Raw genomic sequence first — 26,219 nt, forward strand, 5'->3', positions numbered from 1 at the left:
CTTCGTCTCAAAGCAGTTAGCCATAACTATTCCCCTGGCTCTGTGTTGGGTATATGGCTGCCTCTGACGGCGCAGGCAACGGTTAACAAATCACGTACAGCGAAACCACATGAAGAGCTATATATGCGCCATCGGCACGGCCAACCCGTCTCATAAAATACCACAGATGCAGATCGCGGACTTTATGGCGGCGGCGCTGCAGTTTGACGAGCAGGCCACCCGGAAACTGAAGGCCCTGTACCGCGTGTCGGGCATCGGGCAGCGCTACAGCGTGCTCCAGGATTATACCCGCCAAAACGGGGATTTTACCTTTTACCCCAACACGCCCACGCTGGAACCCTTCCCGACGGTGCAGCAGCGCATGGATGAGTACCGGAAATACGCTGTGGAGCTGTCGGGAGAGGCCATTCGCAACTGCCTGGCGCAGACCTCCTCGGTTTCGCTGGCGGAGATCACGCACCTCATCACGGTGAGCTGCACCGGCATGTATGCCCCCGGCCTGGATATTGAGCTGGTGGAGAAACTGGGGCTGTCGCCGTGCGTGCAGCGCACCGCCGTTAACTTTATGGGCTGCTATGCCGCCTTCAACGCTATCAAGCTCGCAGACGCCATCTGCAAGGCCAGCCCCGAGGCAAAGGTGATGCTGGTATGCACGGAGATCTGCACCATCCACTTTCAGAAATACACTGCCCAGGACCACCTCGTGTCGAATGCCTTGTTCGGGGATGGCGCCGCCGCCGTGCTGATGCAGGGGCAGCCGAACGGGGAGGTGAGCCTGGAACTGCAGTCGTTTCACTGCGACCTAGCCCCGGCGGGCAAGCGCGACATGGCCTGGCACATCGGCGACACCGGCTTTGAGATGACGCTCTCTTCCTACGTGCCCGACCTCATCAAGAAAGGCATCAAGGAGCTGACGGAGCGGTTGTTGCAGGGGCTGATGACAACGGTGTCGGAAATCAGGCTATTCGCCATACACCCCGGCGGGCGGCGCATCCTGGAGGTGATTGAGCAGGAGCTGGGCATGACGCGCAACGACAACCGCTTTGCCTACCAGGTGCTGCGCGAATTCGGGAACATGTCGTCGGCCACGGTGCTGTTTGTGCTGAAGGCGCTGATGGAAAGCCTGACGACGGAAGAGCAAAATGAGCCGGTGCTGAGCTTTGCCTTCGGCCCCGGCCTTACCCTCGAATCCATGTTACTGAAGGTACACTATGCGGAAGCTAAGGCGGCGGTCTGACGAGCAGGAGTTGATGGATGACCTGTCGCTGACAGGGGAGGAGCTGCGCTGGAACCTGCGCGAGCTGGAGGTGATCAACAGCTGGCTTGGCGGCTATATGGTGGTGCTGGACGCGCTGGACAAGCTGGTTGCGAAGCACCCGGAGCAGCCATTGCACATTGCCGACATTGGCTGCGGCGGCGGCGACACGCTGCGGCGCATTGCCCGCTGGTCGCGCCGTAAAAAAATAGCCGTGGCGTTGACAGGGGTGGATGCCAACGATTTCACGGTGCAATACGCCCGCCAGCGCTGCCAGGCCTACCCGGAGATCCGCATTGAGCAGCACGATGTTTTCTCGGAGGCCTTTGCCCGGCAGCCCTGCGACATCGCCGTCTGCAGCCTGTTCTGCCACCACTTCACGGATGCGCAACTGGTGCGGCTATTCGGGCAGCTGCACCGGCAGGCGCGGCTGGGCGTCATCATCAACGACCTGCACCGGCACTGGCTGGCCTACTACTCCATCAAGTACATCACCAGAATTTTCCCGAGCTCTCCCCTTGTGCGGAACGATGCGCCACTGTCGGTGTGGCGGGCATTTAAGCGCGGAGAGTTACAGGAGTTGGTGCGGCAGGCGGGCGTGCAGAAATTTGAGCTGCGCTGGATGTGGGCTTTCCGGTGGCAGTTGCTTTTGCATAAGCGTTAATTATCCGTATATTCAGCTGAAAGCCACCTATATCTGTAACCATCACAACTCTATGAGCAAAAGAACGCTTTACTTCTGGTTCATTTTTGTCGCTTCTATTATCATTTCGGCGGCCATCATTTCCGTTCTGGTCAAGGCGCTGAAGCTGATATTGGCGGTGATACTGGTGCTGGCGCTGGCTCCTGTCATTTTCTTCATCCTGAAGAAACTCCTGCTGCCCGACAAAAAAGACGAATCCGAGAAACTCAAAACCCGACGTTAGTTTTAGCTGCTACCAGAGCTATGCCCGCCGTGGTTTGGCTATATATGGGTCAGACTTTAATATTACAGCCCATAATGTTTTATATATAGCCGTTTCTTTTTTGGATATGCCATAGTTGAAGCCCGGAAGTAATACCCGTTCCCTGAAGTTGTTCCTAAGTGCTTGTCTCTATATAACTCTGCTGGCCTAAAAGTATATATGCTGCGCCAGCCGGAAGGTGTTGGCGTGCGCCTCTACGATGTGCGCGATCTGTTTGGAGTAGCCGCCGCCCATGCTCACCGTTACCGGCAGGCGGTGCCGGTGGCACAGTTCCAACACGGTGCGGTCGCGTTCTTTGCAGCCCGCGATGGTCATTCCCAGTTTTCCGAGTTTGTCCGTTGCCAGCACATCCACCCCCGACTGGAAGAAAACAAACTCCGGCTGCACCTCGTCGAGGAGGCGCGGCAGGTGGTGGCGCAGTTGCCGCAGGTAAGTTTTGTCATCGGTGCCCTCGGCGAGCGGCACGTCCAGGTCCGATTGCTCTTTGTGGAAAGGGTAATTGTGCCCGCAGTGCATGCTGAAGGTGAACACGCGCGGCTCGTGCGCGAAAATCTGCGCGGTGCCGTTCCCCTGGTGTACATCCAGGTCCACCACCAGTATCTTCCGGAGGCCCTTGTGCCTGAGCAGGTAATTGGCAGCGATGGCGATGTCGTTGAGCAGGCAGAAACCCTCGCCGCGGTCGGTAAAAGCGTGGTGGGTGCCACCGGCAATGTTCATCCCGATGCCGAACTCCAGTGCAAACAGGGTGGCCTGCAGGGTGCCGTTCATGATCACCAGCTCGCGCTGCACCAACGCCTCCGACAGCGGAAAGCCTGTCTTCCTGATCTCTGCGGGCGTGAGTTGCAGCTGGCTGAGGCGCCGCCAGTAAGCGGCGTCGTGCGTATTGAGCACGTACTGTTCCGGCAATGTCGCTGGCGCAAAAAGGTTCTCACCGGTGATGGTGCCCTCATACAGCAGTTGCTCGGGCAGCAGGTCGTACTTCGCCATCGGGAAGCGGTGGCCTTCGGGGAGGCTGTGGGAAAAGATCTCGGTCCAGGCAATTTTGAGCATCGCACAAAGCTAACAGGAAAAGTGGCTGGATGTTCTTGTAAAATATCCTATGCCGCGGTGCCTTGCTAAAGAAGGTAATGCCCGGACAGTGCAAAAACTAAGAGCCTTAGCAGTAGAAACAGAGCGGTGGGTGAATGTGGATAGCTTTCATAGAGAGGCTGCCTTTCCCCACTTTTGCTGTGTGGTTTTGTGGATAACTTTGTTGGTACCCCCTACTTGTCCACGATTCCATGTTAACTACAGGTTAGGAATGGGCCTGCCCCTTAACAATTTCATATTGTTGTCAGCGGAAGTCGGCAATTGGCTAAGTTTTTTAACTTTATAGGCGGCATGTTATATATAGCCTTATTTGCCGAAATAATCCAATACCCGCAGAGGCGGTTGCACAGCGGCCAGACACGGATATCCATGCAAAATATCTGTATATAGTTTAGAACCTACGATAGTTGTTCCACGAGTTATATATAAACCGGTTGCAATTCATTATTGCTGTTGGTATTTAACCTGCCTCTCCCAAGAAGGGGGAAACACCCCGTTTCAAATGAATTTCTCTGCAGGGGTTGGGGCCCCTTGTCGACGGAGGGGCAAGGCTGAGTTTCCGGTTATCAGAATTCGGTCGAGTTTATATATCGCAACTTGAGTATATACCCTGTAATATATGAGCAGCAGCAGTAACGAGTTAGGGCGCGCGTGCGACACAATCTTTCCGAAAAACAGTATAACTATATATAAGCATCTTGTTTAACAAGGGGTAACCCACAGGTGAGGACTTGCCTGTGGGTTGCCCCCTATAAACCCGGAACTATGAGAAAACTATACCTGCTTCCCCTGTTGCTGCTCTGCAGCCTGGCTGCTTCTGCCCAGACAGAGGGTCCCTCCACCATCCGGCAGGACCACAACGCGTACAGCGGCCTTGACGCCCCGAACGCCGGAATAGGGTTTAAGGCGGGCGTGAACTTCGCGAACCTGCACGGCAGCGACAAGGACCTGCTCGGTGCCGTGAGCGGCCACACGGACTTCCATGCGGGGATATTTGCCCAGATAGCCGTCGGGGAGGTGTTTTCGGTGCAGCCAGAGCTGCTCTACTCGCGCAAAGGCTATGCGCGCAACGACTCGACTTTCCGCCTGCACTATTTCGACGTGCCGGTGCTGGCGGTATGCCGCATCTCAGACAATTTCAGCGTGCATCTCGGGCCGCAGGTGGGCTTTATGATAGCAGCCAACGAGGGAGGCGCCGAGGTTGACCTTCAGCCATATAACATCTTCGGGTACGGAGCCGCCGCCGGATTGGAGGGCCGCGTTAGCCACTTCAGGGTAGGCGCCCGCTATGTACACAGCTTCGAGCAGCTGCGCAACGCAAACCAGGAAGGCGAGCCCATAGCCCAGGACATCGGCAACAGCGTGGTGCAGGTGTACATCGGTATTGCTATCTGAGTCCCCCGGTATATGGGCAACGGCTTTTCCTGAAGTCAGTCTGAAGAGAGCTTTACTGCTGCTTCCGGGGCTGCGCCGCCGCGTTGCATATCATTTTGGCCTTTTGCCGCGTACTCCCGAAATAGGGGCGATAATGGCTATTGTTCCACTTTCAAAAAACACGATGTACAGAACACGCCGATATCCATTGTTCCGGCTACTGCCGGGGCTGCTGCTGCTCATGGCCACAGCCTGCGACACCACCGTTAAGACTGACGAGGCGGTGATTGCTGAGGCTGTGCAAAAGAAGGAAGAGCCGGAACCCACGCACATCCTTATGGTTGATACAGCCCAAAGCGAGGTAACCTGGATAGGGGCCAGGATGACGGGGCGGCACAACGGCGTGTTCCCCATCAGGAACGGGGAGCTATATATGAGCGGCGAGCTGCTGACGGGCGGCAATTTTGTGCTGGATGTCGCCCGCACGGCTTCTGCCGACAAAACCATAGACAGGGAAAGCAACCAGAAACTGACGACCCACCTGCGCTCCGCCGATTTTTTTGACGTGGAGAAATACCCCACCGCCCAGTTCGAGCTTGTGGGCATCGCCCGCCTCGACAGCACCGGAGACAAGGAACGGACCGCCGAGGCCAGGGAAGAGCCTGCGCTGGGCGATGAACTCCGGATAAAAGACCCGACCCACCGCATCACGGGCAACCTCACCATCAAGGGCAAAACAAAGAGCGTTTCCTTCCCGGCCCGCGTCACCATTGACTCGCTGCTCCGGGCCAAGGCCAACTTCAACATCGACCGCACCCATTGGGGCCTGGTGTACAGGTCGGACCGCTCTTTGGGCGATAAGACGATTTACCCTGCAGTCAACATCGGGATAGACCTGGTGGCAAGGCCGGAGGAGAAGTAATCCCCCATGTCGATTGAAAATGGCGCCATGAAACCGTTCCGTGTTTTGCGCGCAGCCCCATCACACCCCTAACTCCTCCGAGGAGGGGAATCTCCAGGAAGTGTGTAAAACGATAAGCGCACCAACCAACTGGTATTGACCATATATGGATGGATTATCTCGCTTCTTTATATATAGGCTGGGGCATAAAAAAAGCCGCGCCGGATTTCCGGCGCGGCCTCTACTGCAAGGTATAGGATATACCGCTTAGCGGTCGTGTTTCCCTTCGGCAAACTCTTCAATCATTTTTTTGTTGAAGGCCGGGATATCGTCCGGCTTGCGGCTCGTCACCAGGCCTTTGTCCACTACCACCTCCTGGTCTAGCCACTCGGCCCCGGCATTCTCCAAATCCGTTTTCAGGGTATGGTAGCTGGTCATCTTCTTGCCCTTCACTTTTCCTGTCTCTATCAGTGTCCAGGGGGCATGGCAGATGGCCGCCACTGGCTTGCCCGACTCCATAAAGTGATTGACGAAGCGCACAGCCTCCTTGTTGGTGCGCAGGTTGTCGGGGTTCATCACGCCACCGGGCAGCAGCAGGCCGTTGTAGTCTTCGGCCTTCACGTCGCTCAGCTTTTTGTCTACTGTAAACTTATCGCCCCAATCGGTGTGGTTCCAGGCTTTTATCTGGCTGTTTTGGTTCGGCGAAACGATGTGCGCCTCTGCCCCCTCGTCTTTCAGGGCCTGCAGCGGCTTGGTCAGTTCGACCTGCTCAAACCCTTCTTCTACCAGTATCGCTATCTTCTTTCCTTCTAATTTGTTACCCATTATTAAGTTTGTTTTCGTGTGTTACAATTTGTCGCTTTATATATAACGGGTGAAGGGGGCGGATTGTTAAACGGGCATCTCCGGCAAAGGATATTTTGACAAATCGCAAAACGAAGGTCTTCAGGAATTCTTCCGCTATATGCTTCCTTCGTCCTTTATACTTTGTCCAAACCTCACTCCTTTTGCCTGCTGTCGGCGGGGAGTGGCATGTCTGTGGGACTGATGGTGTGGCCGGCGCGCCTGGCGGGGCTCATATGCCGCTGGTGCTTCATGCCCTCCACCCGGGCCTCCACCTCATATTTGTTGTTATAGTACCCTACCCGCATCGACTCGCGCAGGTAGAGCCACAGAAACCGGAAGAAGCCATGCTCCTGAAACTGGCGGATATGGCACAGCTCGTGCGCCACCCAGCCCTCGTCTTTCAGGAAGGTGTCGCGGTTCACACCGCTCAGGTGTATGCTCCTGCCCAGCACCATGGCCACATTGCTGCTTTTAAGCACCGTGCGGGCAATCCGGGCGAAAGGGGAGCGTTCTACAACTTTGTAATCCATTTTTCAATCACATAAAATTACAGGCCCGTCTAAATATAGCTCAGGCAATAAATTATACATTAGCGGTAAATACGCTGCGGCTATTGGCAGAAGCGCCACATTTACAGCCCCATACAAGGCGGTTTGTTTTGGCGCTTAGGATAGTTTGTGTATTTTTGCAGGTCCCCTGGGGTGCAGTTGCGAGCCGGGGGGCACAGGCAGGCCTCTGTTTGAGAGCCCGTTTGTTCGCCAAAAGGTGAAACTGTGAAGCTGCCCCGGCAGCCGTAGACAAGCCAAACCCTATGACAAAAGCAATTATCCTGAGCGTGCTGGCGGTGCTTTCGCTGGCGCTGTCTTACCTCTTCGAGGCCGCCCCGGCCCGGCCGCCCGCGCCGGAAGCAAGTGCCGTCGCACTTTCCCCTGTTACTCCCTACGCAATAAACTCGCCTGAGGACGTGGTGCGGGTGCTGAAGTTTACCGCCCCGGCCGACACGGCGGCGGCCCCTGTGCCGGAGGAGTATTATATAAAGAAGCTGGGCCTGCGCTTCCGCAACCCGGATTACAGGAAACTGGTGGAGACCGCCTCCGGCTGGATTGGCACCCCTTACCGCTACGGCAGCAGCTCTAAAAGAGGCACCGACTGCTCCGGCTTCGTTACCCGCGTTTACCGCGAGGTGTACGGCATCTCCCTCAGCCGCAGCTCGCATTCCATGTTCGGGGATGTGAAGCGGGTGAAGAAAGACATGATGCGCACCGGCGACCTCGTTTTCTTCCGGCGCGGCCCCAAAAGCCCCATCTACCACGTGGGCATCTACCTCAAGAACAACAAGTTCATCCACTCCGCCACCAGCGGCGGCGTGATGGTGAGCTCGCTGAAAGAACCTTACTACAGCAGGAATTTCTACGCCGCCGGCCGCGTGAACTAAACCTGCCTATATCGCCTGAAGGCCCTGCAGCTGCGTTGCGGGGCCTTTTTGTTTGCCTGCGGTATAACAAAATCGGTGGCGGCAAGTATAGAAAGCTTACCGCGCATGAAGCAGGTTGCATCAAAATAATGCGGGGATAAATCAGTTAAGTAAAAAGACACAGGTATCAGGACGTAAGCGGACCGCCCCGGGCATCGGGGACACTGGGCTTTTGATGCGATATCCGATTGGTATACAGCAGGCAAATGGATGTATTTCTTTTATGGATGGAGCAAGTTAATTTTGTCCGGGTATTTTTCATATATAACCTAAGCGTAAGCGCACCTATAAATCATATATAAAATGGAGAACCAGAGACCAGAAGGCAAGAACATAGCGCAAAGCCCTTTCTTTCAGAATATCCTGAAAAAGGCGGAGACTTACCTCAAGCACCCCTCGCAGGTGGCGCAGCTCATATCCGACAGCCTGAAAAAGGCCTCCTCTAAAAAAGGCGTGGGCGCGCTGGCGGGCGAGGTGTGGGAAAACCTGCAACTGCTGACACGCATGCTGAAGGCCGTGATGGCCGGAGACTACAAAGGCATCCCGTCTTCCACGCTGGTGGGCGGCGTGGCCGTGCTCATCTACTTCATCACCCCGATTGACCTTATCCCGGATATGATACCCGTTATCGGCCTGCTGGACGACGCCACACTGCTGGCATGGTTTATGACGAGCATTAAATCGGAGCTCGACAAGTACAAGGAGTGGGAGATGACACAGCCTATAAAGGTGAGCCCCGCGGAAACAGAGCCCGCCGCACCGCACAATGCCGACACCTCGTGGGGAACCCCCAAGTACAGCGACAGAACAGGAAGCGACGTAGAGACCCAGACGCGAAACGATATATAAAACACCGCTATGGAAACGAATGATAAGCAAGGCTGGAAAAAGCTAAAGACTACATACAAGCCGGGCGGGCAAGCCAGCTCCGGGGAAGAGGAGAATCAGGACAAGCCAGGGGCGAACCACTCCCTGCATGACCACACCGCCGGTGCAGAGGGCAGCGCCACCAGCACCCACGAGCCCACCCTGCGCGGCGCCACCACCGACAGCAGCCGCGTGCCCAAAAACGAGAACGATGAGCGCCCCACAGGCGGAAATGTACGCTAAATCGATAGAAAGTATAACATTTCGGCGGCGGCAGGCTTACATTAGGCCAGCCGCCGCTTTTTTTGTACTTATAGCATAAATTTCACACTCTCCTCAAATCAGATTATAACGTGTTTGGAGAGGGCCCGAATAGCTTAAATATAGCATAATAATGATACCTTAATTTAAAATAAATCTTTTAAATCATTTGCCATTAGACTTTTTTTAAGAAAATAAATCTATATATTTGACCATTGAATTTGTACTTTAACTCTTAGCCACAGTGAATTCATCATTTCTTCGTCTTACCTCCGTCAATCTGCACATTGATGGAATAGGGAAAGTTTTGTTTGAGCGCAGCGACAAAGCAAAGCGCCTGAGCATCAGCGTGCGCCCCCTGAAGGGCGTGCGGGTGGCCGTGCCGCCGCACATCAGCTTTGAGAAGGCAGAGCAGCTTATCTACACCAAAGCCGATTGGATACGGGAGCACCAGACCCGCATGGAGCAACAGGAGGACAAAGTGACGGTGTATACCCAAGACTCAGAGTTCAGGACCAAGCACCATACCCTGCGCCTGCTCACGCACGCCCGCTACGACATGCGCTGCCTGCTGGAGGATGGCTATATCAACGTGTTTTTCCCGGCGTTCAAGGATGTGCGCGACAACGACGTGCAGAAGTTTATCCGGAAGTCGATTGAGGAGGCGTACCGCAAAGAGGCGAAGCAGCACCTGCCGCAGCGGGTGGCGCACTTTGCCGAAAAATTCGGGTTTCAGTACCAGAGCGTGTTCATCAAGAATGCCAAGTCGCGGTGGGGCAGCTGCTCGTACACCAACAACATCAACCTGAACCTGCACCTGATGCGCCTGCCCGACGACCTCTGCGACTATGTGATTCTGCACGAGCTGGCGCACACCGTGGAGAAAAACCACGGGCCGCACTTCTGGGACCTGCTGGACAGCATCTGTGCCGACTCGCAGAAACTGGACAAAAAGCTGAAGAACTTCCGCATCTCCATTTTTTAACGCCACGCTATCGACCAGACTTTACAAAACCACCACCCGCTACTGGCATCACCTTGCAGCTGTGGCAGCAAAGGGGTCTATATAAAACAGGCGGCGGGGAGCATACATGCTCCCCGCCGCCTGTTTTATATAGGTTCTAAAAATTACTCAGCCTTCGGGACGGTGTGCATGGCCACATAATTGATAAAGTCGCCGACGGTGTCGATGGGCACCTCGTCCGGAATGGTGATGCTGAAGTTCTTCTCCAGCTCCAGAATGATGTCCACCAAGTCCACGGTGTCGAAGCCAAAATCCTGGGACAGGCGCTTGTTAGCCTGCAGGCGGCCGGGCCGTATCTCCTTGGTTTTGCTAATGATGCGGATAACCTCCTTCTCAATAGCTCTGTTTTTAGTTAACATTGGCATAAGTTGTTAAACGGTGTATTCTCTCACTTTCTTGTTTCGCAAAGGCTCCTGCTCCCGTTGCGCTCCTGCCTTCCTTTTTCCGCGTAGCCGGGTTTTCAGCTTCTCGTTGAGCAGGTACATCACCGGCACAATCAGCAGGGTGATGATTGTCGCGAACCCAAGCCCGAAGATAATCGTCCAGGCCAGCGGCCCCCAGAAAGCGGCACTGTTGCCTCCCATGAAGAAGTTCGGCTCAAACGCAGTGAACAGGGTATAGAAGTTGAGGTTGATACCCAGCGCCAGCGGAATAAGTCCCAGAATGGTGGCCGTGGCCGTCAGCAGCACGGGGTTCAGACGGGTTTTGCCCGCCTCTACGATGGCATCCTTCAGTTGCATGCCCTCGCCAAGGAGCACATCCGTGAACTCTACAATTAATATACCGTTTTTCACCACAATGCCGGCCAGCGCCACAATTCCCACCCCCGTCATCACAATGGAGGCATCCATCCCGAAAATAGAGAAGCCCAGCAGTACCCCGATGATGCTGAAGAGCACCTCCGAGAGAATGATGAACGGCTTGGACACCGAGTTGAACTGCGTCACCAGAATCATGAAGATAATACCGAAGGCTGCCACCAGCGCCACCAGCAAGAAGCCCATGGTCTCCTGCTGCTCCTCCTGCTGCCCGCCCATGCTCACCGTGAAACCCTCCGGCGCCTGGAAGCTTCCCAGCGACTCTTCTATCTGCTGCACCACCTCGTTGGGGTTGTAGCCCGCCAGCACGTTAGACTCCAGCGTCACCATGCGCTTCAGGTCCTTTCGCTTGATGCCTCCGTACGAAGTGGAGTACTCGATGGTGGCCACAGAGGAAAGCGGTATCTGGCGCACCCTCCCCGTGTTCATATCCCGGTAGGTGATGCGCATGCCCATCAGCGCATCGATGTTTTCGCGGTAAGGCTCGGCGTAGCGCACCTGGATGGGGTACTCGTCTTCGTCGCGCTTGAACTTGGAGGCCTCTGTGCCGAAAATGGCCGTCCGTATCTCCGATCCGATTTGACCGGTGCTGATGCCCTCGCGGTTGGCGCGGGAGCGGTCAATGTTGATGACGATTTCGGGTTTGCTGTCTTCCAGGTCGGACCGGAGCTCCTCGATGCCCCCAATACCCTGCTGCCCGATATAGGCCTCCACCTGCTTCGAGAGCCTGATCAGCTCCGGGAAATCCTCCCCGGCAATCTCGATGCTGATGGGTTTGCCCACGGGCGGCCCGCTCTGCTCTTTGTCCACGGTGATGTCGGCACCCGGAATGCCCTGCACCGCCTTGCGTATCTCCGTCAGGTACTCGGCGGAAGTCTGCTCGCCGGTACGGTCCATGAACTCTATGAAAGCCACCGTTACCTTGCCTTTGTGCGACTGGGGCGTAACGCTGCGCTCATTCTGGTCTCCGGCCCCGATGGCCACGTTGGATATCACCGACTCCACATCCGGGTTGTCCTCCCCGATGACGCCATAAATGCGCTTCTCCACCAGCTTCGTCACGGAGTCCGTCACGGCTTGGTCTGTGCCGACGGGCATGTTGATATAGGTATACACGAAGTTGGGGTCAGAATCTGGGAAGAACACGACCTTCGGTGAGCGGATGCCGATGAGCACGAAAGACAGGAGCAGCAGCACCCATATGCTGGCAAACACCCACACGGGCCGCCAGGAAACCAGCATCCAGCGCAGCAGGCGCTCGTAGCCACGCATGAAGCGGGGCAGCGTGTTGCTCTGAAACCCGTTGATTAGGCGCGTGAATACAAATTTGTTGAGCGCCACCAGCAGCACCGCCAGCACAATGAGGTTAGCAGTGCCATACCACCCGATGCTATAGCACACCACGGCCACGGCCAGCGCGACCCCGTTGAGGATGGCAAACCTGCGGCGGGAGTTTGGTGACACCTGCTGCTCGTGCTCCTTCCGCATGAAGGACACTGCAAATACCGGGTTCATGATAAAAGCCACCAGCAGCGACGCCGCCAGCGTGATGATGAGCGTGATGGGCAGGTACTGCATGAAATTGCCCACGATGCCCGGCCAGAAGAGCAGCGGGAAAAACGGGGCGATGGTAGTGAGCGTGCCCGCCAGCACCGGCACAAACACCTCCCCGGCCGCTTCTTTTGCCGCCTTATCAATGCTCAGGCTGGACTGGTGGTAAATGCGGTGCGTATTTTCTATCACCACGATGGCGTCGTCCACCACGATGCCGAGCGCCAGCAGAAAGGCGAACAGCACAATCATGTTGAGCGAAACGCCGAAGAAGTACAGGACGATGAAAGCAATGCACATGGATATAGGCACCGACAGCCCTACAAAGATGGCGTTGGTGGTGCCCATGAAAAACATCAGGATGAGCGTGACCAGCACAAAGCCGATGATGATGGTGTTGATCAGGTCGTTGAGGGTGTGCCGCGTCATGGTAGACTGCTCGCCGGTAACGGTAATCTTTAGGTCGTCAGGCAGCACGGTGCCCTGCATCTCCTCAATTATAGCATGGATATTGTCTGAGGCCTCAATCAGGTTCTCGCCGCTGCGCTTGATCACGTTCAGGGTAATGACGGGGGCGTTGTCGAGGCGGGCGTAGCTCTCCTGCTCCTCAAAGCCCTCTTTCACTTCTGCGATGTCGCCCAGGCGTATGTCGCCGCCCGCCACCGACTGCACGACGATATCGGCGATCCTGGCCGGATCTTCGTACTGCCCCACCACCCGCACCGAGCGCTTCATCTCCCCGACGGTCACGTTGCCGCCGGAAATGGTCATGTTCTCGCGGGCAATGGCGTTCACGATATCGTTGAAGGTAACTTTGGCTGCCTGCATCTTGTACATGTCCACGTTCACCTGCACCTCCTTGTCCAGGGCGCCCACCATATCCACGCGCGTAATCTCGGGCATCGACTCAATGCGGTCCTGCAGGTCTTCGGCGTAGTTCTTCAGCCGGTCGAGGCTGTAGTTACCCGACACGTTCACGTACATGATCGGAAACTCAGAGAAGTTGATCTCCTGTACGTCCGGGTCCTGGTCGAGGTCGGTGGGAAGGTCGGTGCGGGCCTTGTCCACGGCGTCTTTCACCAGCTGCTTGGCGGCCGTCACATCCACATCGGTGTTAAATTCCACCGTAATCATCGAGAAGTCCTGGATGGAGTTGGACGTGATTTCCTTCACGCCGGAGACAGCCTTCAGCTGCTTCTCGATGGGCCGAGTCACCAGGTTCTCCACATCGGAGGGGGAGGTGCCGGGGTATATGGTGCCCACGAAAACAGTCGGAATCACAATGTCCGGGAAGTTTTCCTTCTGCAGATTTATATAGGAGAAGATCCCCGCCACGGTAATAATAATGGTCATGATATAGATGCTCGTTCTATTATCGATAGACCAACTGGTTGGCTTAAACTGCTTCATAGTTCTATGCTTGTAAGTCCTTATATCTGGCTGAGGCTTTCCTGCTCAAATACCACGGGCTGCCCTTCGTTCAGGTCCCGGAAACCCGCCGTAATCACCTGTTCGTTGCCTGTGAGCCCGCGCAGCACCTCTACCTTGCCGTTGTAGCTCATGCCCGTCTCAACCTCTTTGCGCGCGGCCACATAGCGGTCGCCCTCTTTTTGGGCTATATATACATAAGCTTTGTTTTCGTCCCGCTGCACAAGGTTCACCGGCACTACCACCACGCTATCGTTGCTGTAGTCCTGTATGCGCACCACGGCCACCATGTTCGGGCGCAACGCAATATCATTTTCATCTTTAAAGCGAAGCTCCACGGTGAAGGCGCGGCTGGTGGGGTCTATATAGCGGCCAACCACATCCACCTCCATCTCCACCTCTTTGTCCAGGTCGGGGAAGTAGACCATGGCCTCGTCGCCTTTATTTATTTTGGACTGATACGCCTCCGACACCTCGGCCACGATCTTTCCGCCCTGCGTGTTCACCACCCGGATGATGCCCATGCCCGGCATCACGGCCTCGCCCGCGTTGGGCACCACATCGTCTACCACGCCGCTGATGGGCGCTTTCACGTTGAACTGCTCGCGCTGCTGCTGCAGTGTGGCGAGGCTGCGCTCCAGCGCCTCTTTGTTGTTTTTGGCCGTGAGGTACTGCATCTCCGTGCCGATTTTCTGGTCCCACAGGTTTTTTTGCTTCTCGTAGGCTATCTCGGCCAGGTCGAGGCGCGTCTGCAGTTCGGCCATGTTCTGCTCCAGCACCTGCGCATCGATGGTGGCCATGGTCTGGCCCTTGGAGACGCGGTCGCCGCGGTTTACGCGCATGCTGGTCAGCACGCCGCCTACTTTGGGGCTCACCAACACGTTCTGATTGAAATCAACGCGGCCCTGCACCTCCAGGTAATGGCGGAAGGTGTCCTGCGCCGCCGTGGCCACGCTCACCGGCACCGTTTTCTTTTCGGTCGCCACGGTTTTGCCATCGGCTTTCAACTCTTCCTCCAGCGCGGCAATCTGTTGCTCCAGGCTCTCCCGCTGTTTTTTCAGCTCGGCCAGTTGCGCCTCTTTGTCTCCGCTTTCCCCGCAGGCCGCTAGGCCGAGCAGCAGGGCAACAGCATATATCCCGATGTTTCGTTTCATTTTCTTTTTCACAGTTTTTAGTTTTTATTTCGTGAGTAAGGTGCCGGTGGCTTTGTCGAGGTTCACTTTGGCGATCAGGGCGTCGTACATGGCGGCGTAGTAATTGGTCTGGGCCTCGCGCAGGTCAGTTTCCGCCGACACCACCTCCAGGTTGGTGCCCACGCCCTCCTGAAACTTTATCTTGGCTACGCGGGCAATCTCCCCGGCCAGCGCCAGGTTGTCTTTCTGCGATGCCAGCACATCCAGGGCGTTCGTGAGCTCTGTGGAGGCCTGCGCCAGTTCCAGGTCTATGCGCTGGCGCAGTGTCTCGAAGCCGAGTTTTGTGTTCTCCAGGGCGATTTTCGCCTGCTGCACCTGGTAGTGCTTGCGCAGCCCGTCAAAAATGGGCACCTGCAGCTGCGCCCCCACATAGCCGAAGTCGAACCAGTTGCGGTTGGTGGTGTTGCTGCTGCCCGCATGCACCTCCAGCACATCCGACAGCGAAGAGCCGACGCCACTGTAGCCGTAGCGGGCGTTGAGGTACAGTTTGGGCAGGTAACCGGATTTTTTGTTGCGCAGGTCCAACTCCGCCAGGTCGCGCTGCGTCTCCAGCAGCGAAAACTCGATGCGGTTGCTGTAGCTGAAGCCCTGCGGGTTTACCTTGTTCATATCCACCTCTATCTCCGCCAGCTCGTCTGTCAGCAGGAGGGGCTGGTTCTGGTCCAGTCCCATCTGGAACTTGAGCAGGCTCTCGCTCAGCTGCATCAGGCGCTGGGCTTTCTGGCGCTCTACCTGCAGGTTGTTCAGCTGCACCCGCAGGCGGTCCACGTCCAGCTTCTCGGCCACGCCGTTTTCGAACATCACGCCCGTCTGGTACAGCAGGGTGTCGAGGCGCACCAGGTTCTGGTTGAGCAGTTCCATGCGCTCGCTGTTCACCAATACGCTGTAGTAGGCCTTGCTCACCTGCTCGGCCACCTCAATCTCGCTCTGCCCAGTGGTTTTGCGCGACAGTTCTGTATAGGTCTTTGCCGCTTTCAGGCCAATCAGGTACGAGCCGTCGAAAAGCAGCTGGCTGCCGGTGATGGCGGCGTTGCCCGTGTAGGGCTGCACGAAGGTGATGGCCTGCAGCCCGCCCTCGCCCGGCTGCGGCTCGGGTGTGGAGTAGGTGGGCGCCAGCGTAATGGGCTGCCCCGATGCCAGCTGTTCCGGTGTTATCACAAAGGGGTCCAGCTCGGAGGGTGGCCCGCCGAAAGAACCGGGGTCTATCAGTGTTTTCTGGAGGATGAAGTTGTTGCCGACTTCCACGGCGGCGTTTATCTGGGGCAGGCCCATCGCCCGGATCTCGCCCACCTGCGCCTCGGCTATCCGCTGTTGGTTGCGGGTGGCCTGCAGGCTGGGGCGGTGCTGCAGGGCATAAGTCACGCTTTCCTGCAGGCTGAGCCGCAGCGGCTCCTGTGCGCGGGCTGTACCCAGCAGCGTAAGCAGGGCAATAAACAGGTTTAAAATCTTTTTCATAATTTATATAGGTAGGGGGTATCGGTACTTATTCTTCTTCATTCACCTGTTTCAGCTCATTTATCAGCTTGTGCCCCTTCAGCGTGGCGATGCCCAGCATATAGTGCTCCAGCACGGCCATCTGCACGCGCCGGGCGTCGTAGTGGTGCGGCGGGAAAACTATGGGGTTGAAGGGCAGCTCTATCAGGACCAGGCGCATGCGCGCCATCACGTCCACGTCCAGATCCTGCCGAAACAACCCTTCCTTCATCCCGCGCCTGATGTTGTCCCTTACTTTTTCCAGTATATAGCCGTTCTTGTGCTGCATCCACAGGTCCCAACTGGCCGGGTGGTACTTCTGCAGGTCATGGAAAATGGAGGGGTGCATGTTGGAGAACACCCGCTTGGAGAGCGCCACCACCTGGAAAAGCTCCTCGATGGCGTTGCCGGATGTCTCGATAAAGCACTCGCAGTCCTGCTGCACGTCGGTCAGGTAGGCTTCGAGGGCCTCATATATCACCTGGTCCTTGTTCCGGAACCACTTGTACAGCGTCTTTTTCGACATAGACAGGTGCTGCGCAATGTCGTCCATCGACACGCTTTTGATGCCCCGCTGGCAGAACATGCCAAAGGCCGCCTGCAGTATCTTGTCCTTTGCTTCCGCTTTTTCTGCTAGTTCTGTGTCCATATGGGCGTAAAACTACGGAAACATTTTTCATTTCAAAAGTTTCCGTATCATGAAATCGTTAACAGAACTTCCCGCTAAAAGTTTGCTTCTGTTTAAAATACAAAGGGTTATGGAAGGGGTGGCGTGCCGAAGGAGCACTGTTGGCAGCGCATATGCTCTATCAACTGCTGTGTTATATATACAGATGGCCTTCTGTAATCGAGCAAAAGCAAGCCGGGCCGCAAGAGAAGAAATCCGGATAGATCGGCAGATTTAAATAAAAAATTTTTTGCTTTGCCAGTCTTTTTTTCTGGCGGAGGCTCCTGCTGCCAGGTCTTACTTGTGAGTCTGCTTCATCGCTGTTCAGTATATATGCTATATATGCCGGTAGCAGAACAAGGCAAGAAATATATTGCATATTATGAAAAAATGAGAAAGCCCCGCAGGCATATGGCCTACGGGGCTTTTTATATATAAAGGAATGCGCCTATGCTACCACTTCCCCATATAGGTCGAAGTCGGAGGAGGCGGTGATTCTGACGTTGGCGAAGTCTCCCAGGCGCACATAGGTGTTAGCGGCGGGCACCAGCACCTCGTTGTCTACCTCCGGGGAGTCGTATTGGGTGCGGCCCACGAAGTAACCGCTCTCCTTGCGGTCGAAGAGCACTTTGTAGGCCTTTCCTATTTTTGCCTCGTTCAGCTCCACCGAAATGCCCTGCTGCAGCTCCATGATGGCGTCGGCGCGCTCCTGTTTCACCTCCTCTGGCACGTTGTCCTCCAACGTAAACGAGTGCGTGTTGTCCTCGTGCGAGTACGTGAAGATGCCCAGGCGGTCGAATTTTGTTTCCTCCACCCAGTCATACAGCTCCCGGAAATCCTGGTCTGTCTCGCCGGGGTGGCCCGCAATCAAGGTTGTTCTCAAGGCAATGTCCGGCACGCGCTGGCGGATAGTGTCGACCAGCTCGATGGTGCGGCGCTTGCTGATGCCGCGGCGCATCGTCTTCAGCATGCTGTCGGAGATGTGCTGCAGCGGCATGTCGAGGTACTTGCAAATGTTGTCGCGCTCGTTCATCACGTCAAACGCCTCCATCGGGAACTGCGACGGGTAAGCGTACTGCATTCTGATCCACTCAATGCCCTCCACATCCGACAGGTTGCGCAGCAGGTCCGCCAGTTTGCGCTCGCCGTAGTGCTGCAGGCCGTAATAGGTCAGGTCCTGGGCAATCAGCACCAGTTCTTTCGTGCCCATGCCAGCCAGGCGCTTTGCCTCCTTCACCAGGTCTTCAATGGGGCGGTCCACGTGCTTGCCGCGCATCAGCGGAATGGCGCAGAAGGAGCAGGGGCGGTTGCAGCCTTCGGCAATCTTAAAATAGGCGAAGTGGGATGGCGTGGTGAGCAGGCGCTCCCCGATCAGCTCGTGCTTGTAATCCGCCTCCAGCGTTTTGAGCAGGCGCGGCAGTTCCAGCGTGCCGAAGTAAGCGTCCACCTGCGGTATCTCTGCTTCCAGAGAGTCTTTGTAGCGCTGCGACAGGCAGCCGGTGACATATAGCTTGTCTATCCGGCCCGCCTCTTTGGCGTCGGCGTAGCGCAGAATGGTGTCGATGGACTCCTGCTTGGCGTTGTCGATAAAGCCGCAGGTGTTCACGATGATGATGTTGGAGTCGTCCTTCTCGGACTCGTGCGCCACGTCAAAATCGTTGGCGCGCAGCTGCCCCATCAGCACTTCCGAATCCACCACATTTTTGGAGCAACCTAACGTGATGACGTTTACTTTATCTTTTTTGAGCGATCTTACTTTCACTTATATACGATTAAGGGGTATGCCATAATAGCTTAGAACCCACACAGGCTCCGATTGGTTCGTTCTGGAAACCAGCCGCAAAGGTACGATATGTTTGGCAAATAAAAGGCGGGAGCCTCCAGATACGGGCTGTACCTGAACCTGCGAATTCTTCGCGGTACAAGATATGGTGGCCTGCAAGCGTATCACGGATGGCCTTAAACGGCCTTGTCTTCCGCGCATTGGCAGCAGAGGCTGGCAATCCACTCTTTGCCGACGGCCCGGCTTGCTGCCAGTTTAACCGAAATGGGCAGTTGGAAAGTGCTGACGAGCAGCGTAATGACCTTGTATAAGTTGTCGTCCCAGAGGTAGTCCGGCGATTCTAGGATGGCAATGTGCTTAAGAGGGGTGTCAGGAATTTGCCGGATGAAGTAGTTGATTACTTCTTCGGTGAGCACGCCGCCGGACGGGATGCCCGAGCTTACGAGCAGGTTCGTCACTCTTTTTTCGTGGATGGTGGCGAACAAGGAGACGATGGTTTCAAAAAATAGGGGAGACTCTACGCTCAAATCATCCGACCATCCTACGCTTAAGGTGCTGGTGGCGGCTTCATAGGCCAGCTCCATAAAGGGGCTCTCTGTTAAACTCATGACGGGTGCAAATTTATATATGGGGGAGGTGTGGCTAACAGATAATTTAAGCTGGTGAGAGGCTTGGCGGGAATAGCGGCGCGGGCATCAGCACTTTCTGGCTCGCGGCTTTTCAGAATCAGTTTGGCTTCACTGGCATTATATCCTCTTTTTAGCTTAACCGACCACTTGTCCTTTACCTCATTTCAGCTCAGGGGCATTCCATTGTCGCATATAAATTTTTAATTTACTATATAGCTCGAGCAAGGTAAATGATAAATGACATTATTCAAATTTTTGTATCAGATGAAGGCAATTGAACGCGGGGAAAAGGCAGGTTCAGGCTCTAAGGAATTATACCTGTGTTAACCTGCATGAACGATGGATTTACCCGGAGCGAGGACAGCGGGAAGGCGCTTTATAAGCTAACGCAAAGGCAAGGATGCAAGAATCCTTCCTTCAAAGGGAGCCATAACGAAGCAACAGGCGGAGGGATCAGTAACTTGCCTCGTAATTAATCAGGAACTCGACGTGGGTCACCTGCCCCTCCTGCACCTCCACCGGGTAAATGTTGTTCTCCCCGTCGAAGAGGTTGGCGTACAGTCCTTTCTCCTCTTTGGTGAAGAGGCTATAGACGCCGGGCTCCAGGCGGACCGCGAAATTGCCGTCAGCGTCTGTTTCGACCTCGGTCACTAAATCAGTCTGGATGTTGGCGTGGAACACGCCGTCGGTGGTGGTGGCCTGGCTGCCGTTGGTGAGCTTGTATATATACACCGTGCGCTGCACGCCCCTGCCTTTGCGGGGCGGCGCATCCGGCGAGGGCATCTGGTTGCCCGCCTGCCACAGCACTTTGCCGCTTATGCCCTGTTCAATGGGAGTTTGCTGCGCCTGTGTGTCGGATTGCGCCACCTGCTCCTGGTTGCTTGTGGTTTGATGGGAGCCGTTGCAGCAAAAGAGCAGCAGCGCCAGCGGTAGCAGCAAAAGCTTCTCCATCGTTATTCGTCACTTGCGCGAGAAGAAAGACTCCACGAATTCGTGCTTGTCGAACAGCTGCAGGTCCTCGATTTTCTCGCCCACGCCGATATACTTCACCGGGATTTTAAACTCGTCGGAGATGCCGATTACCACGCCGCCTTTGGCGGTGCCGTCCAGCTTGGTGATGGCCAGGGCCGTCACGTCGGTGGCTTTGGTAAACTCGCGGGCCTGCAACAGGGCGTTCTGGCCCGTGCTGCCGTCCAGCACCAGCAGCACCTCGTGGGGTGTGTCCTCGGTTACCTTCTGCATCACGCGCTTTATTTTGGAGAGCTCGTTCATCAGCCCCACTTTGTTGTGCAGGCGGCCGGCCGTGTCGATGATCACCACATCGGCGCCCAGTTCCACGCCCTTTTTCACGGCGTCGTAGGCGACGGAGGCCGGGTCGGTGTTCATGCCATGCGATACCACCGGCACGCCCACGCGCTCGCCCCATATGATCAGTTGGTCTACGGCGGCGGCCCGGAAGGTGTCGGCGGCGCCCAGCACCACTTTCTTGCCCGCCTTGTGGAACTGTGCGGCCAGTTTGCCGATGGTGGTGGTTTTGCCCACGCCGTTTACGCCCACCACCATGATCACGTAGGGTTTGATGCCCTCGGGCAGCTCGAAGTCGGCGCCGTCGCCGGAGTTGTTTTCCTCCAGCAGCGCGGCAATCTCCTCGCGCAGGATGCGGTCCAGCTCGTCGGTGCTCACGTATTTGTCCTTCGCGACGCGCTTCTCGATGCGGTCAATGATTTTCACCGTCGTTCCCACGCCCACGTCGGCCTGCACCAGTATTTCCTCCAGCTCGTCGAGCACCTCCACGTCTACCGTCGATTTGCCGATGACCGCTTTGCTTAACTGACCAAAGAAATTGCTCTTGGTTTTCTCCAGGCCTTTGTCCAGCGACTCTTTTTTCTTCTCTTTGCTGAAAAAGTCAAAAATGCCCATACCGATGCGTTTGTGAGGGTGAAGACTTCCGGTGATACGGTAATATACTAAAAAAGTCCCGTTAAAGGGACTTCTTCGTGTAATCTATATATAGCAGAGGAGGCTGTTACTTTTTCAGGAACTCCTGCACTTTGTCTACAGGCACCATTTCTTCTTTAAAGCTATAGGCACCCGTTCTCGGGGACTTAACAGCCTTGATCACTTTAGCCCAGTCTTTGCCTGTGGCGGTTTTTAGGGTTGCTACGGTTTTCTTAGCCATGGTTATTTAATCTCCTTATGTACGGTTACTTTCTTCAGGTTCGGGTTATACTTCTTCAGCTCAAGGCGCTCGGTCGTATTCTTTCTGTTTTTGGTAGTGATGTACCTTGAAGTCCCAGGTATGTCAGTAGTCTTCTGCTCTGTACACTCCATAATAACCTGGATTCTATTACCTTTTGCTTTTTTAGCCATCTCTAATGTAATTTTTTTATTTGGGACTGCAAATATAAAATCTTAATACTCTAATTACAAACAATGTATAATTTTTATTGCGAAACCGTCTGCGGCGGCCTCCCAACAATTTATATATACCTGCAGCCCGCCAATCGCGGTGCCCTGGCCTAAGCTTTAAAAAAACAGCAACGGAGAGAGGTGCTTCGGCTGTGACTGCCGCCTCGCTCCGTTGCCGGTGGAATCTTTATATATAGCTGGTGGTGCGCGCGCTGCCCGTGCTGTGTGCAGGCGGGCGTGCTACCCGAGCCGGAAACCGGCAGCCGCTAAAATACGATATGGCCCTGCTCTACGGCTTTTTTCAGCACGGCGGAGATGCCGTTCTTGTTGATGGTCCGGAGCGCAGACGTGGAAACCTTAAGCGTTACCCAGGCGTCCTCCTCCGGGATGTAGAAACGCTTCTTCTGAAGGTTCGGGTAGAACTTACGCTTTGTCTTATTGTTAGCGTGAGATACGTTGTTACCTACGCGTGGTCTTTTTCCTGTAATGTCGCAAACTCGTGCCATCGTTCTATTCTTCTAATACATTATATCAATAGGGGTGCAAATATCTCAAAAAAGATACACAAAGCCAAAGCTATGGCGAATATTTTTCCCGGGAATATATGGAAGGGAGCTGCGGGGCTCTTTCGGGATAAGTCAATTCATTGCTTTTTCTCCTGCTTCCGGAAACCGTAGGGGCAGTGCCGGCAGCCGTTCTGGCAGCAGTAACCGCGTTTCAGGAGGTACTTCGCCGTAAACACCAGCAGTCCCTGCCCGTTCAGGTAATAGTCCTCGCCTTCTTTCAGCTGTTGGCTCACGCTTTTGTAATTAAGCCGCAAATTACGGAAACGCGCCCTCGCCTGCAAAATCTGCCCGGCCCAACACCTCGGGCCGCCACACGTACGTTATAGTTCCGGGGTTGGCGCAGCACGCACCGGCCTCTATATAAGCAAAAATGCCCATGCCAGCATACAGCACCTTCAGCGAAGCCGTCGAAGCCATGCGCGCCCGCGGATATATCCACACGTTCATCATCCAGAAGGGGGAGATTTACTGCCCGGAACTGAGCGCCGCCGTCCCGCCGGAGCAGCTGACGCTGGTGGAGCACCACCGCGTGCCCTCGCCCGACGCCATCGAGGGGCAGCGGGAAGTCTTCGGCTTCCGCACCAGCGACGGGGTGCTGGGGCTGATGACCAGCACCTATGCCGAGTACGACATGGATGGCTTCAAAAAGGTGTTCACGCGCTGCAAGCTCGGCAAAGGCGTCCAGCTTTGACAGCTGGCTCAGGCCGGCTACTTTTACAGTGCATTGTATGTATCAACCCCTGAAAAGCGGGCAGCAGGCCATATACCGGGCCGCGGCGGCCGGCGCTTCAGAAAAAACAATCCTAAAACCATGAGCACGCCAACCATTACCTCCAGCCAGCAGGCCATCGACACCGAGCACCAGTACGGGGCCCACAACTACCACCCCCTGCCGGTGGTGCTGAACCGGGGCGAGGGCGTTTACCTCTGGGATGTGGAGGGCAAGCGCTACTACGATTTCCTGTCGGCCTACAGTGCCGTGAACCAGGGCCACTGCCACCCCAAAATCGTTGGGGCGCTGACGGAGCAGGCGCAGCGGCTCACCCTTACCTCCCGCGCCTTTTACAACGACAAGCTGGGGGCCGCCGAAGAGTATATATGCGAGTACTTCGGGTACGACAAGGCGTTATATATGAACTCGGGGGCCGAGGCCGTGGAGACCGCCATCAAGCTGGCGCGCAAGTGGGGCTATATGAAAAAGGGCATCGCCCCGAACAAAGCCGAAATGGTGGTGGTGGAGCACAACTTCCACGGGCGCACCACCGGCATTATCTCCTTCTCCACCGACCCCGACTCCACCAAAGGCTTCGGGCCCTACATGCCGGGCTACAAAGTGATTCCCTACAATGATGTAGAGGCCCTGGAGCGGACGCTGCAGGAGAACCCGAACATCTGCGGTTTCCTGGTGGAGCCGATACAGGGCGAGGCGGGCGTGGTGGTGCCGGACAAAGGCTATCTGGCGGAGGCGCATGCGCTGTGCAGGCAGTACAACGTGCTGCTGCTGGCCGACGAGATACAGACGGGCATTGGGCGCACCGGCAAGCTGCTGGCCAGCGACTACGACAATGTGAAAGCCGATATACTCATCCTGGGCAAGGCGCTGTCGGGCGGGGTGCTGCCGGTGTCGTGCGTGCTGGCCGCCGACGAAATCATGCTGTGCATCCAACCCGGCGAGCACGGCTCCACTTTCGGCGGCAACCCGCTGGCGGCCGTGGTGGCCATTGCGGCGTTGGAGGTGGTCAGTGAGGAGGGCCTGACGGAAAATGCGAACAGGCTAGGGGAGATGTTCCGGGAGCGCATGCGCCGCCTGATAACCCAGCGCCCGGAGCTGGTGACGCTGGTGCGTGGCCGGGGCCTGCTAAACGCCATTGTGATCGCGCCGACGCCTGACGGGCGCACTGCCTGGGACGTGTGCGTGGCGCTGAAAGACAAGGGGCTGCTGGCCAAGCCCACCCATGGCGACATCATCCGCTTTGCGCCACCGCTGGTGATGACGGAGGAACAGTTGCACGCCTGCTGCGATATAATTGAGGAGGTGATACTGGCTTTTTAATCGGGGGCAGGCTTTCAAAACGCTTCCTGTATATAATCCTCTCTTCTCTCAGAGGCCCATGAAAAGCCCGGCTCCCGAGCTTAGGGTTATATATAGGTGTAGAGCAGGGTAGCGCCTGTTTGCAACATGGGGTTTCGGCAGGCTAAAGCATATATGGCCTCGCCGCCAACACAAAATGCCGGAAGCAAGGCCATACAACCTGTTACTTTAAAAGCAAGCGGCCGCCACCCGGGGAAGATGGAAACCACCTGCCTGTCAACAAAAACTGCCCGTCCGGCGTGGGGGCTGCACATGGAAGCAGCATCGCCATCAGTGGCAGTGAAAGATTTTCAGGAACAGTTTGTTTTCAGAAAGCTTGAAAAGGGCTTTGGTGCGATGGCTCAAAAGTGAGGTTCCTGGGCCGGTAACACAAGGTATTCTCACAGGCGCTTGTAACATGGGGAAGGCGGTGCCGCAGCGCCCACATTATGGCTAATTCCCGGTATATGGGCATATGCTTGCCGAAAAAGCCTGTCTATATAGGTGCTGTTTGTAACATCAGGTTCGGTGTTTTTTGTTGCGGAACCACTGAATTTTTTCATGCTTTTGCCCCCTTCTCCAGGGGCTGCCCATAGCATTTGTATGCCCATAAAGCTATATTTGGGCGCTGCAGCCTGCAGCAGAAAACCTATGGAGAAAAGCAGACGCAAGTATACCCAATGCCCCAACTGCGGCTACACCTTTGAGGAGGTAAACAACTATTGCCCCAACTGCGGGCAGGAGAACCACGACCTGAACGTACCGGTAAAGCACCTTGTCGCGGAGTTTTTCGAGAGTACCCTCCACTTCGACACCAAGGTGTGGCACACCCTGAAGTTCCTGGTGCTGAAGCCCGGCCTCCTGACGCAGAAGTTCATCATCGGGCAGCGTGCGTCTTATGTTGCGCCGTTCCGGCTGTACGTGTTCGTCAGCATCGTGTTCTTTTTTTTGCTGGCACTGCGGGCGGGCCGCCACGATGCCACGGCGAAAGAAGAGCAGGCGCCGGTTGAATTGTCTGTGGAAGGGCTAGGCAACCCTGTTGCCGATTCCCTGCTAAAGGCAAACGGCGCAGCCGCTGTCACCCCGGAAATAATGTCTGCCTCCGACTCTGCCGTTCAGAACATAGAGAACCCTACTTTCAAATCGGCCATCTCCAAAGTGGTTACTTTTGCCAAGGGCGGGGAGCAGTCGAAGCAAAAGCTGCTGAAGAACACCTCCTTCATGATGTTCTTCCTGATGCCCTTCTTTGGTTTCATCCTTTACCTCTTTTATTACAGGCAGCGGCGCAACTACGTGGAGCACCTCATGTTCTCGGTGCATTTCCACACCTTTTTCTTTCTGTTGACAATGCTGGCCCTGGGGGTCGAGTATATATACAGCGGGTTCGACGTGGATACCTGGGTCTTTGTTGTCTCGCTCCTGTACCTATTCCTCGCCCTGCGGCGGGTATATGGAGGCTCTCCTCTGCGCACGTTTCTGAAGTTGATTCCAATCAGCCTGGTGTACCTCGTATCGCTGACGGTCCTGTTTCTCTGCACCCTCGCCGTCAGCGTGTTGATGGGCTGAGGCTTTCAT

Annotated in this window: 29 protein-coding genes; 13 read left to right on the forward strand and 16 right to left on the reverse strand. The window is 55.7% G+C overall.

Translation table 11 applies throughout. From position 1 onward, the window contains the following. Nucleotides 1-109: 109 nt before the first annotated feature. The 3 genes from GSQ62_RS12975 to GSQ62_RS12985 are packed head-to-tail and all read left to right on the forward strand — an operon-like array spanning nt 110 to nt 2,181. The gene (locus tag GSQ62_RS12975) at nt 110-1,237 is read left to right on the forward strand and encodes a type III polyketide synthase (protein WP_161889897.1); all 1,128 of its coding nucleotides are present in this window, start codon (nt 110-112) and stop codon (nt 1,235-1,237) included. Continuing rightward, entirely contained in the window at nt 1,212-1,919 is a 708-nt protein-coding gene (locus GSQ62_RS12980) for a methyltransferase domain-containing protein (protein WP_237586619.1), read from the forward strand. Before GSQ62_RS12975 ends, GSQ62_RS12980 begins: the two co-directional genes overlap by 26 nt. A gap of 52 nt (nt 1,920-1,971) precedes the next feature. Then, complete coding sequence (locus tag GSQ62_RS12985) at nt 1,972-2,181, forward strand: hypothetical protein (protein WP_161889898.1); 210 nt, start codon at nt 1,972-1,974, stop codon at nt 2,179-2,181. Nucleotides 2,182-2,367: 186 nt separating this feature from the next. On the opposite strand, the gene GSQ62_RS12990 is transcribed toward GSQ62_RS12985, so the two are convergent. Then, the gene (locus tag GSQ62_RS12990) at nt 2,368-3,270 is read right to left on the reverse strand and encodes a histone deacetylase family protein (protein ID WP_161889899.1); all 903 of its coding nucleotides are present in this window, start codon (nt 3,268-3,270) and stop codon (nt 2,368-2,370) included. An 804-nt stretch (nt 3,271-4,074) separates the two neighbouring features. Here GSQ62_RS12990 and GSQ62_RS12995 point away from each other — a divergent pair. Beyond that, on the forward strand, nt 4,075-4,704 hold the full coding sequence (locus GSQ62_RS12995) for a porin family protein (protein ID WP_161889900.1): 630 nt from the start codon (nt 4,075-4,077) through the stop codon (nt 4,702-4,704). Between the two features lie 163 nt (nt 4,705-4,867). Then, entirely contained in the window at nt 4,868-5,605 is a 738-nt protein-coding gene (locus GSQ62_RS13000; protein ID WP_161889901.1) for a YceI family protein, read from the forward strand. Between the two features lie 246 nt (nt 5,606-5,851). Here GSQ62_RS13000 and GSQ62_RS13005 read toward each other — a convergent pair whose 3' ends face one another. Both GSQ62_RS13005 and GSQ62_RS13010 read right to left on the reverse strand, forming a co-directional pair. Then, nucleotides 5,852-6,409, reverse strand: coding sequence for a type 1 glutamine amidotransferase domain-containing protein (locus GSQ62_RS13005; RefSeq protein ID WP_161889902.1), 558 nt, complete (start codon nt 6,407-6,409; stop codon nt 5,852-5,854). A gap of 173 nt (nt 6,410-6,582) precedes the next feature. Next, nucleotides 6,583-6,960 (reverse strand): hypothetical protein, encoded by a 378-nt coding sequence (locus GSQ62_RS13010; RefSeq protein WP_161889903.1) that lies wholly within the window; start codon nt 6,958-6,960, stop codon nt 6,583-6,585. A gap of 281 nt (nt 6,961-7,241) precedes the next feature. On the opposite strand from GSQ62_RS13010, the gene GSQ62_RS13015 reads away from it, so the two are divergent. The 4 genes from GSQ62_RS13015 to GSQ62_RS13030 all read left to right on the forward strand — a co-directional run bounded on the left by GSQ62_RS13015 (nt 7,242) and on the right by GSQ62_RS13030 (nt 10,017). After that, nucleotides 7,242-7,865: a C40 family peptidase gene (locus GSQ62_RS13015; protein ID WP_161889904.1), complete on the forward strand. Its 624-nt coding sequence runs from the start codon at nt 7,242-7,244 to the stop codon at nt 7,863-7,865. A 342-nt stretch (nt 7,866-8,207) separates the two neighbouring features. Continuing rightward, complete coding sequence (locus tag GSQ62_RS13020; protein ID WP_161889905.1) at nt 8,208-8,753, forward strand: YkvA family protein; 546 nt, start codon at nt 8,208-8,210, stop codon at nt 8,751-8,753. 9 nt (nt 8,754-8,762) lie between these two features. After that, on the forward strand, nt 8,763-9,014 hold the full coding sequence (locus GSQ62_RS13025) for a hypothetical protein (protein ID WP_161889906.1): 252 nt from the start codon (nt 8,763-8,765) through the stop codon (nt 9,012-9,014). Nucleotides 9,015-9,276: 262 nt separating this feature from the next. Then, entirely contained in the window at nt 9,277-10,017 is a 741-nt protein-coding gene (locus tag GSQ62_RS13030; protein ID WP_161889907.1) for a M48 family metallopeptidase, read from the forward strand. 143 nt (nt 10,018-10,160) lie between these two features. On the opposite strand, the gene GSQ62_RS13035 is transcribed toward GSQ62_RS13030, so the two are convergent. The 13 genes from GSQ62_RS13035 to GSQ62_RS13095 form a co-directional block, all read right to left on the reverse strand. Then, the gene (locus GSQ62_RS13035) at nt 10,161-10,421 is read right to left on the reverse strand and encodes an acyl carrier protein (protein ID WP_237586620.1); all 261 of its coding nucleotides are present in this window, start codon (nt 10,419-10,421) and stop codon (nt 10,161-10,163) included. A 6-nt stretch (nt 10,422-10,427) separates the two neighbouring features. Continuing rightward, nucleotides 10,428-13,835 carry an efflux RND transporter permease subunit gene (locus GSQ62_RS13040; RefSeq protein WP_161889908.1) on the reverse strand — a complete coding sequence of 1,136 codons (3,408 nt, stop codon included), beginning with the start codon at nt 13,833-13,835 and terminating at the stop codon, nt 10,428-10,430. A gap of 20 nt (nt 13,836-13,855) precedes the next feature. Further along, a complete protein-coding gene (locus GSQ62_RS13045; protein ID WP_237586621.1) occupies nt 13,856-15,019 on the reverse strand; it encodes an efflux RND transporter periplasmic adaptor subunit in 1,164 nt (387 codons plus the stop codon). A gap of 12 nt (nt 15,020-15,031) precedes the next feature. After that, entirely contained in the window at nt 15,032-16,501 is a 1,470-nt protein-coding gene (locus GSQ62_RS13050; RefSeq protein WP_161889909.1) for a TolC family protein, read from the reverse strand. A 28-nt stretch (nt 16,502-16,529) separates the two neighbouring features. Further along, nucleotides 16,530-17,168: a TetR/AcrR family transcriptional regulator gene (locus GSQ62_RS13055; protein WP_161889910.1), complete on the reverse strand. Its 639-nt coding sequence runs from the start codon at nt 17,166-17,168 to the stop codon at nt 16,530-16,532. 466 nt (nt 17,169-17,634) lie between these two features. Further along, on the reverse strand, nt 17,635-18,948 hold the full coding sequence (gene rimO / locus GSQ62_RS13060) for a 30S ribosomal protein S12 methylthiotransferase RimO (RefSeq protein ID WP_161889911.1): 1,314 nt from the start codon (nt 18,946-18,948) through the stop codon (nt 17,635-17,637). A gap of 197 nt (nt 18,949-19,145) precedes the next feature. Next, complete coding sequence (locus GSQ62_RS13065; protein ID WP_161889912.1) at nt 19,146-19,577, reverse strand: hypothetical protein; 432 nt, start codon at nt 19,575-19,577, stop codon at nt 19,146-19,148. A gap of 474 nt (nt 19,578-20,051) precedes the next feature. Continuing rightward, on the reverse strand, nt 20,052-20,549 hold the full coding sequence (locus tag GSQ62_RS13070; protein WP_161889913.1) for a carboxypeptidase regulatory-like domain-containing protein: 498 nt from the start codon (nt 20,547-20,549) through the stop codon (nt 20,052-20,054). A gap of 9 nt (nt 20,550-20,558) precedes the next feature. After that, nucleotides 20,559-21,518 (reverse strand): signal recognition particle-docking protein FtsY, encoded by a 960-nt coding sequence (ftsY, locus tag GSQ62_RS13075; RefSeq protein ID WP_161889914.1) that lies wholly within the window; start codon nt 21,516-21,518, stop codon nt 20,559-20,561. Nucleotides 21,519-21,624: 106 nt separating this feature from the next. Further along, nucleotides 21,625-21,777 (reverse strand): DUF4295 domain-containing protein, encoded by a 153-nt coding sequence (locus GSQ62_RS13080; protein ID WP_161889915.1) that lies wholly within the window; start codon nt 21,775-21,777, stop codon nt 21,625-21,627. A 2-nt stretch (nt 21,778-21,779) separates the two neighbouring features. After that, nucleotides 21,780-21,968, reverse strand: a complete 189-nt coding sequence (gene rpmG, locus GSQ62_RS13085; protein ID WP_115566930.1) for a 50S ribosomal protein L33 — start codon at nt 21,966-21,968, stop codon at nt 21,780-21,782. A gap of 305 nt (nt 21,969-22,273) precedes the next feature. Then, the gene (rpmB, locus tag GSQ62_RS13090) at nt 22,274-22,513 is read right to left on the reverse strand and encodes a 50S ribosomal protein L28 (RefSeq protein ID WP_161889916.1); all 240 of its coding nucleotides are present in this window, start codon (nt 22,511-22,513) and stop codon (nt 22,274-22,276) included. A 137-nt stretch (nt 22,514-22,650) separates the two neighbouring features. After that, nucleotides 22,651-22,806 carry a DUF5522 domain-containing protein gene (locus tag GSQ62_RS13095; protein WP_202621783.1) on the reverse strand — a complete coding sequence of 52 codons (156 nt, stop codon included), beginning with the start codon at nt 22,804-22,806 and terminating at the stop codon, nt 22,651-22,653. Nucleotides 22,807-22,949: 143 nt separating this feature from the next. On the opposite strand from GSQ62_RS13095, the gene GSQ62_RS13100 reads away from it, so the two are divergent. The 4 genes from GSQ62_RS13100 (at nt 22,950) to GSQ62_RS13115 (ending at nt 26,210) form a co-directional block, all read left to right on the forward strand. Then, nucleotides 22,950-23,264, forward strand: a complete 315-nt coding sequence (locus GSQ62_RS13100; RefSeq protein ID WP_161889917.1) for a hypothetical protein — start codon at nt 22,950-22,952, stop codon at nt 23,262-23,264. 120 nt (nt 23,265-23,384) lie between these two features. Beyond that, nucleotides 23,385-24,626 carry an ornithine--oxo-acid transaminase gene (rocD, locus tag GSQ62_RS13105; RefSeq protein WP_161889918.1) on the forward strand — a complete coding sequence of 414 codons (1,242 nt, stop codon included), beginning with the start codon at nt 23,385-23,387 and terminating at the stop codon, nt 24,624-24,626. Nucleotides 24,627-24,779: 153 nt separating this feature from the next. Further along, entirely contained in the window at nt 24,780-25,016 is a 237-nt protein-coding gene (locus GSQ62_RS13110; RefSeq protein ID WP_161889919.1) for a hypothetical protein, read from the forward strand. A 279-nt stretch (nt 25,017-25,295) separates the two neighbouring features. Then, nucleotides 25,296-26,210, forward strand: a complete 915-nt coding sequence (locus GSQ62_RS13115; protein WP_161889920.1) for a DUF3667 domain-containing protein — start codon at nt 25,296-25,298, stop codon at nt 26,208-26,210. The last annotated feature ends 9 nt before the right edge of the window (nt 26,211-26,219 follow it).

Source organism: Pontibacter russatus (genome assembly GCF_009931655.1).
Lineage (GTDB): Bacteria > Bacteroidota > Bacteroidia > Cytophagales > Hymenobacteraceae > Pontibacter > Pontibacter russatus.

What these genes read in the sequence shown, in the direction of transcription:
- GSQ62_RS12975 (WP_161889897.1), top strand. Translation starts at nt 110, where the DNA reads ATGAAGAGCTATATATGCGCCATCGGCACGGCCAACCCGTCTCATAAA.
- GSQ62_RS12980 (WP_237586619.1), top strand. Translation starts at nt 1,212, where the DNA reads ATGCGGAAGCTAAGGCGGCGGTCTGACGAGCAGGAGTTGATGGATGAC.
- GSQ62_RS12985 (WP_161889898.1), top strand. Translation starts at nt 1,972, where the DNA reads ATGAGCAAAAGAACGCTTTACTTCTGGTTCATTTTTGTCGCTTCTATT.
- GSQ62_RS12990 (WP_161889899.1), bottom strand. Translation starts at nt 3,270, where the DNA reads ATGCTCAAAATTGCCTGGACCGAGATCTTTTCCCACAGCCTCCCCGAA.
- GSQ62_RS12995 (WP_161889900.1), top strand. Translation starts at nt 4,075, where the DNA reads ATGAGAAAACTATACCTGCTTCCCCTGTTGCTGCTCTGCAGCCTGGCT.
- GSQ62_RS13000 (WP_161889901.1), top strand. Translation starts at nt 4,868, where the DNA reads ATGTACAGAACACGCCGATATCCATTGTTCCGGCTACTGCCGGGGCTG.
- GSQ62_RS13005 (WP_161889902.1), bottom strand. Translation starts at nt 6,409, where the DNA reads ATGGGTAACAAATTAGAAGGAAAGAAGATAGCGATACTGGTAGAAGAA.
- GSQ62_RS13010 (WP_161889903.1), bottom strand. Translation starts at nt 6,960, where the DNA reads ATGGATTACAAAGTTGTAGAACGCTCCCCTTTCGCCCGGATTGCCCGC.
- GSQ62_RS13015 (WP_161889904.1), top strand. Translation starts at nt 7,242, where the DNA reads ATGACAAAAGCAATTATCCTGAGCGTGCTGGCGGTGCTTTCGCTGGCG.
- GSQ62_RS13020 (WP_161889905.1), top strand. Translation starts at nt 8,208, where the DNA reads ATGGAGAACCAGAGACCAGAAGGCAAGAACATAGCGCAAAGCCCTTTC.
- GSQ62_RS13025 (WP_161889906.1), top strand. Translation starts at nt 8,763, where the DNA reads ATGGAAACGAATGATAAGCAAGGCTGGAAAAAGCTAAAGACTACATAC.
- GSQ62_RS13035 (WP_237586620.1), bottom strand. Translation starts at nt 10,421, where the DNA reads ATGCCAATGTTAACTAAAAACAGAGCTATTGAGAAGGAGGTTATCCGC.
- GSQ62_RS13040 (WP_161889908.1), bottom strand. Translation starts at nt 13,835, where the DNA reads ATGAAGCAGTTTAAGCCAACCAGTTGGTCTATCGATAATAGAACGAGC.
- GSQ62_RS13050 (WP_161889909.1), bottom strand. Translation starts at nt 16,501, where the DNA reads ATGAAAAAGATTTTAAACCTGTTTATTGCCCTGCTTACGCTGCTGGGT.
- GSQ62_RS13055 (WP_161889910.1), bottom strand. Translation starts at nt 17,168, where the DNA reads ATGGACACAGAACTAGCAGAAAAAGCGGAAGCAAAGGACAAGATACTG.
- GSQ62_RS13065 (WP_161889912.1), bottom strand. Translation starts at nt 19,577, where the DNA reads ATGAGTTTAACAGAGAGCCCCTTTATGGAGCTGGCCTATGAAGCCGCC.
- GSQ62_RS13070 (WP_161889913.1), bottom strand. Translation starts at nt 20,549, where the DNA reads ATGGAGAAGCTTTTGCTGCTACCGCTGGCGCTGCTGCTCTTTTGCTGC.
- ftsY (WP_161889914.1), bottom strand. Translation starts at nt 21,518, where the DNA reads ATGGGCATTTTTGACTTTTTCAGCAAAGAGAAGAAAAAAGAGTCGCTG.
- GSQ62_RS13080 (WP_161889915.1), bottom strand. Translation starts at nt 21,777, where the DNA reads ATGGCTAAGAAAACCGTAGCAACCCTAAAAACCGCCACAGGCAAAGAC.
- rpmG (WP_115566930.1), bottom strand. Translation starts at nt 21,968, where the DNA reads ATGGCTAAAAAAGCAAAAGGTAATAGAATCCAGGTTATTATGGAGTGT.
- rpmB (WP_161889916.1), bottom strand. Translation starts at nt 22,513, where the DNA reads ATGGCACGAGTTTGCGACATTACAGGAAAAAGACCACGCGTAGGTAAC.
- GSQ62_RS13100 (WP_161889917.1), top strand. Translation starts at nt 22,950, where the DNA reads ATGCCAGCATACAGCACCTTCAGCGAAGCCGTCGAAGCCATGCGCGCC.
- rocD (WP_161889918.1), top strand. Translation starts at nt 23,385, where the DNA reads ATGAGCACGCCAACCATTACCTCCAGCCAGCAGGCCATCGACACCGAG.
- GSQ62_RS13110 (WP_161889919.1), top strand. Translation starts at nt 24,780, where the DNA reads ATGGCCTCGCCGCCAACACAAAATGCCGGAAGCAAGGCCATACAACCT.
- GSQ62_RS13115 (WP_161889920.1), top strand. Translation starts at nt 25,296, where the DNA reads ATGGAGAAAAGCAGACGCAAGTATACCCAATGCCCCAACTGCGGCTAC.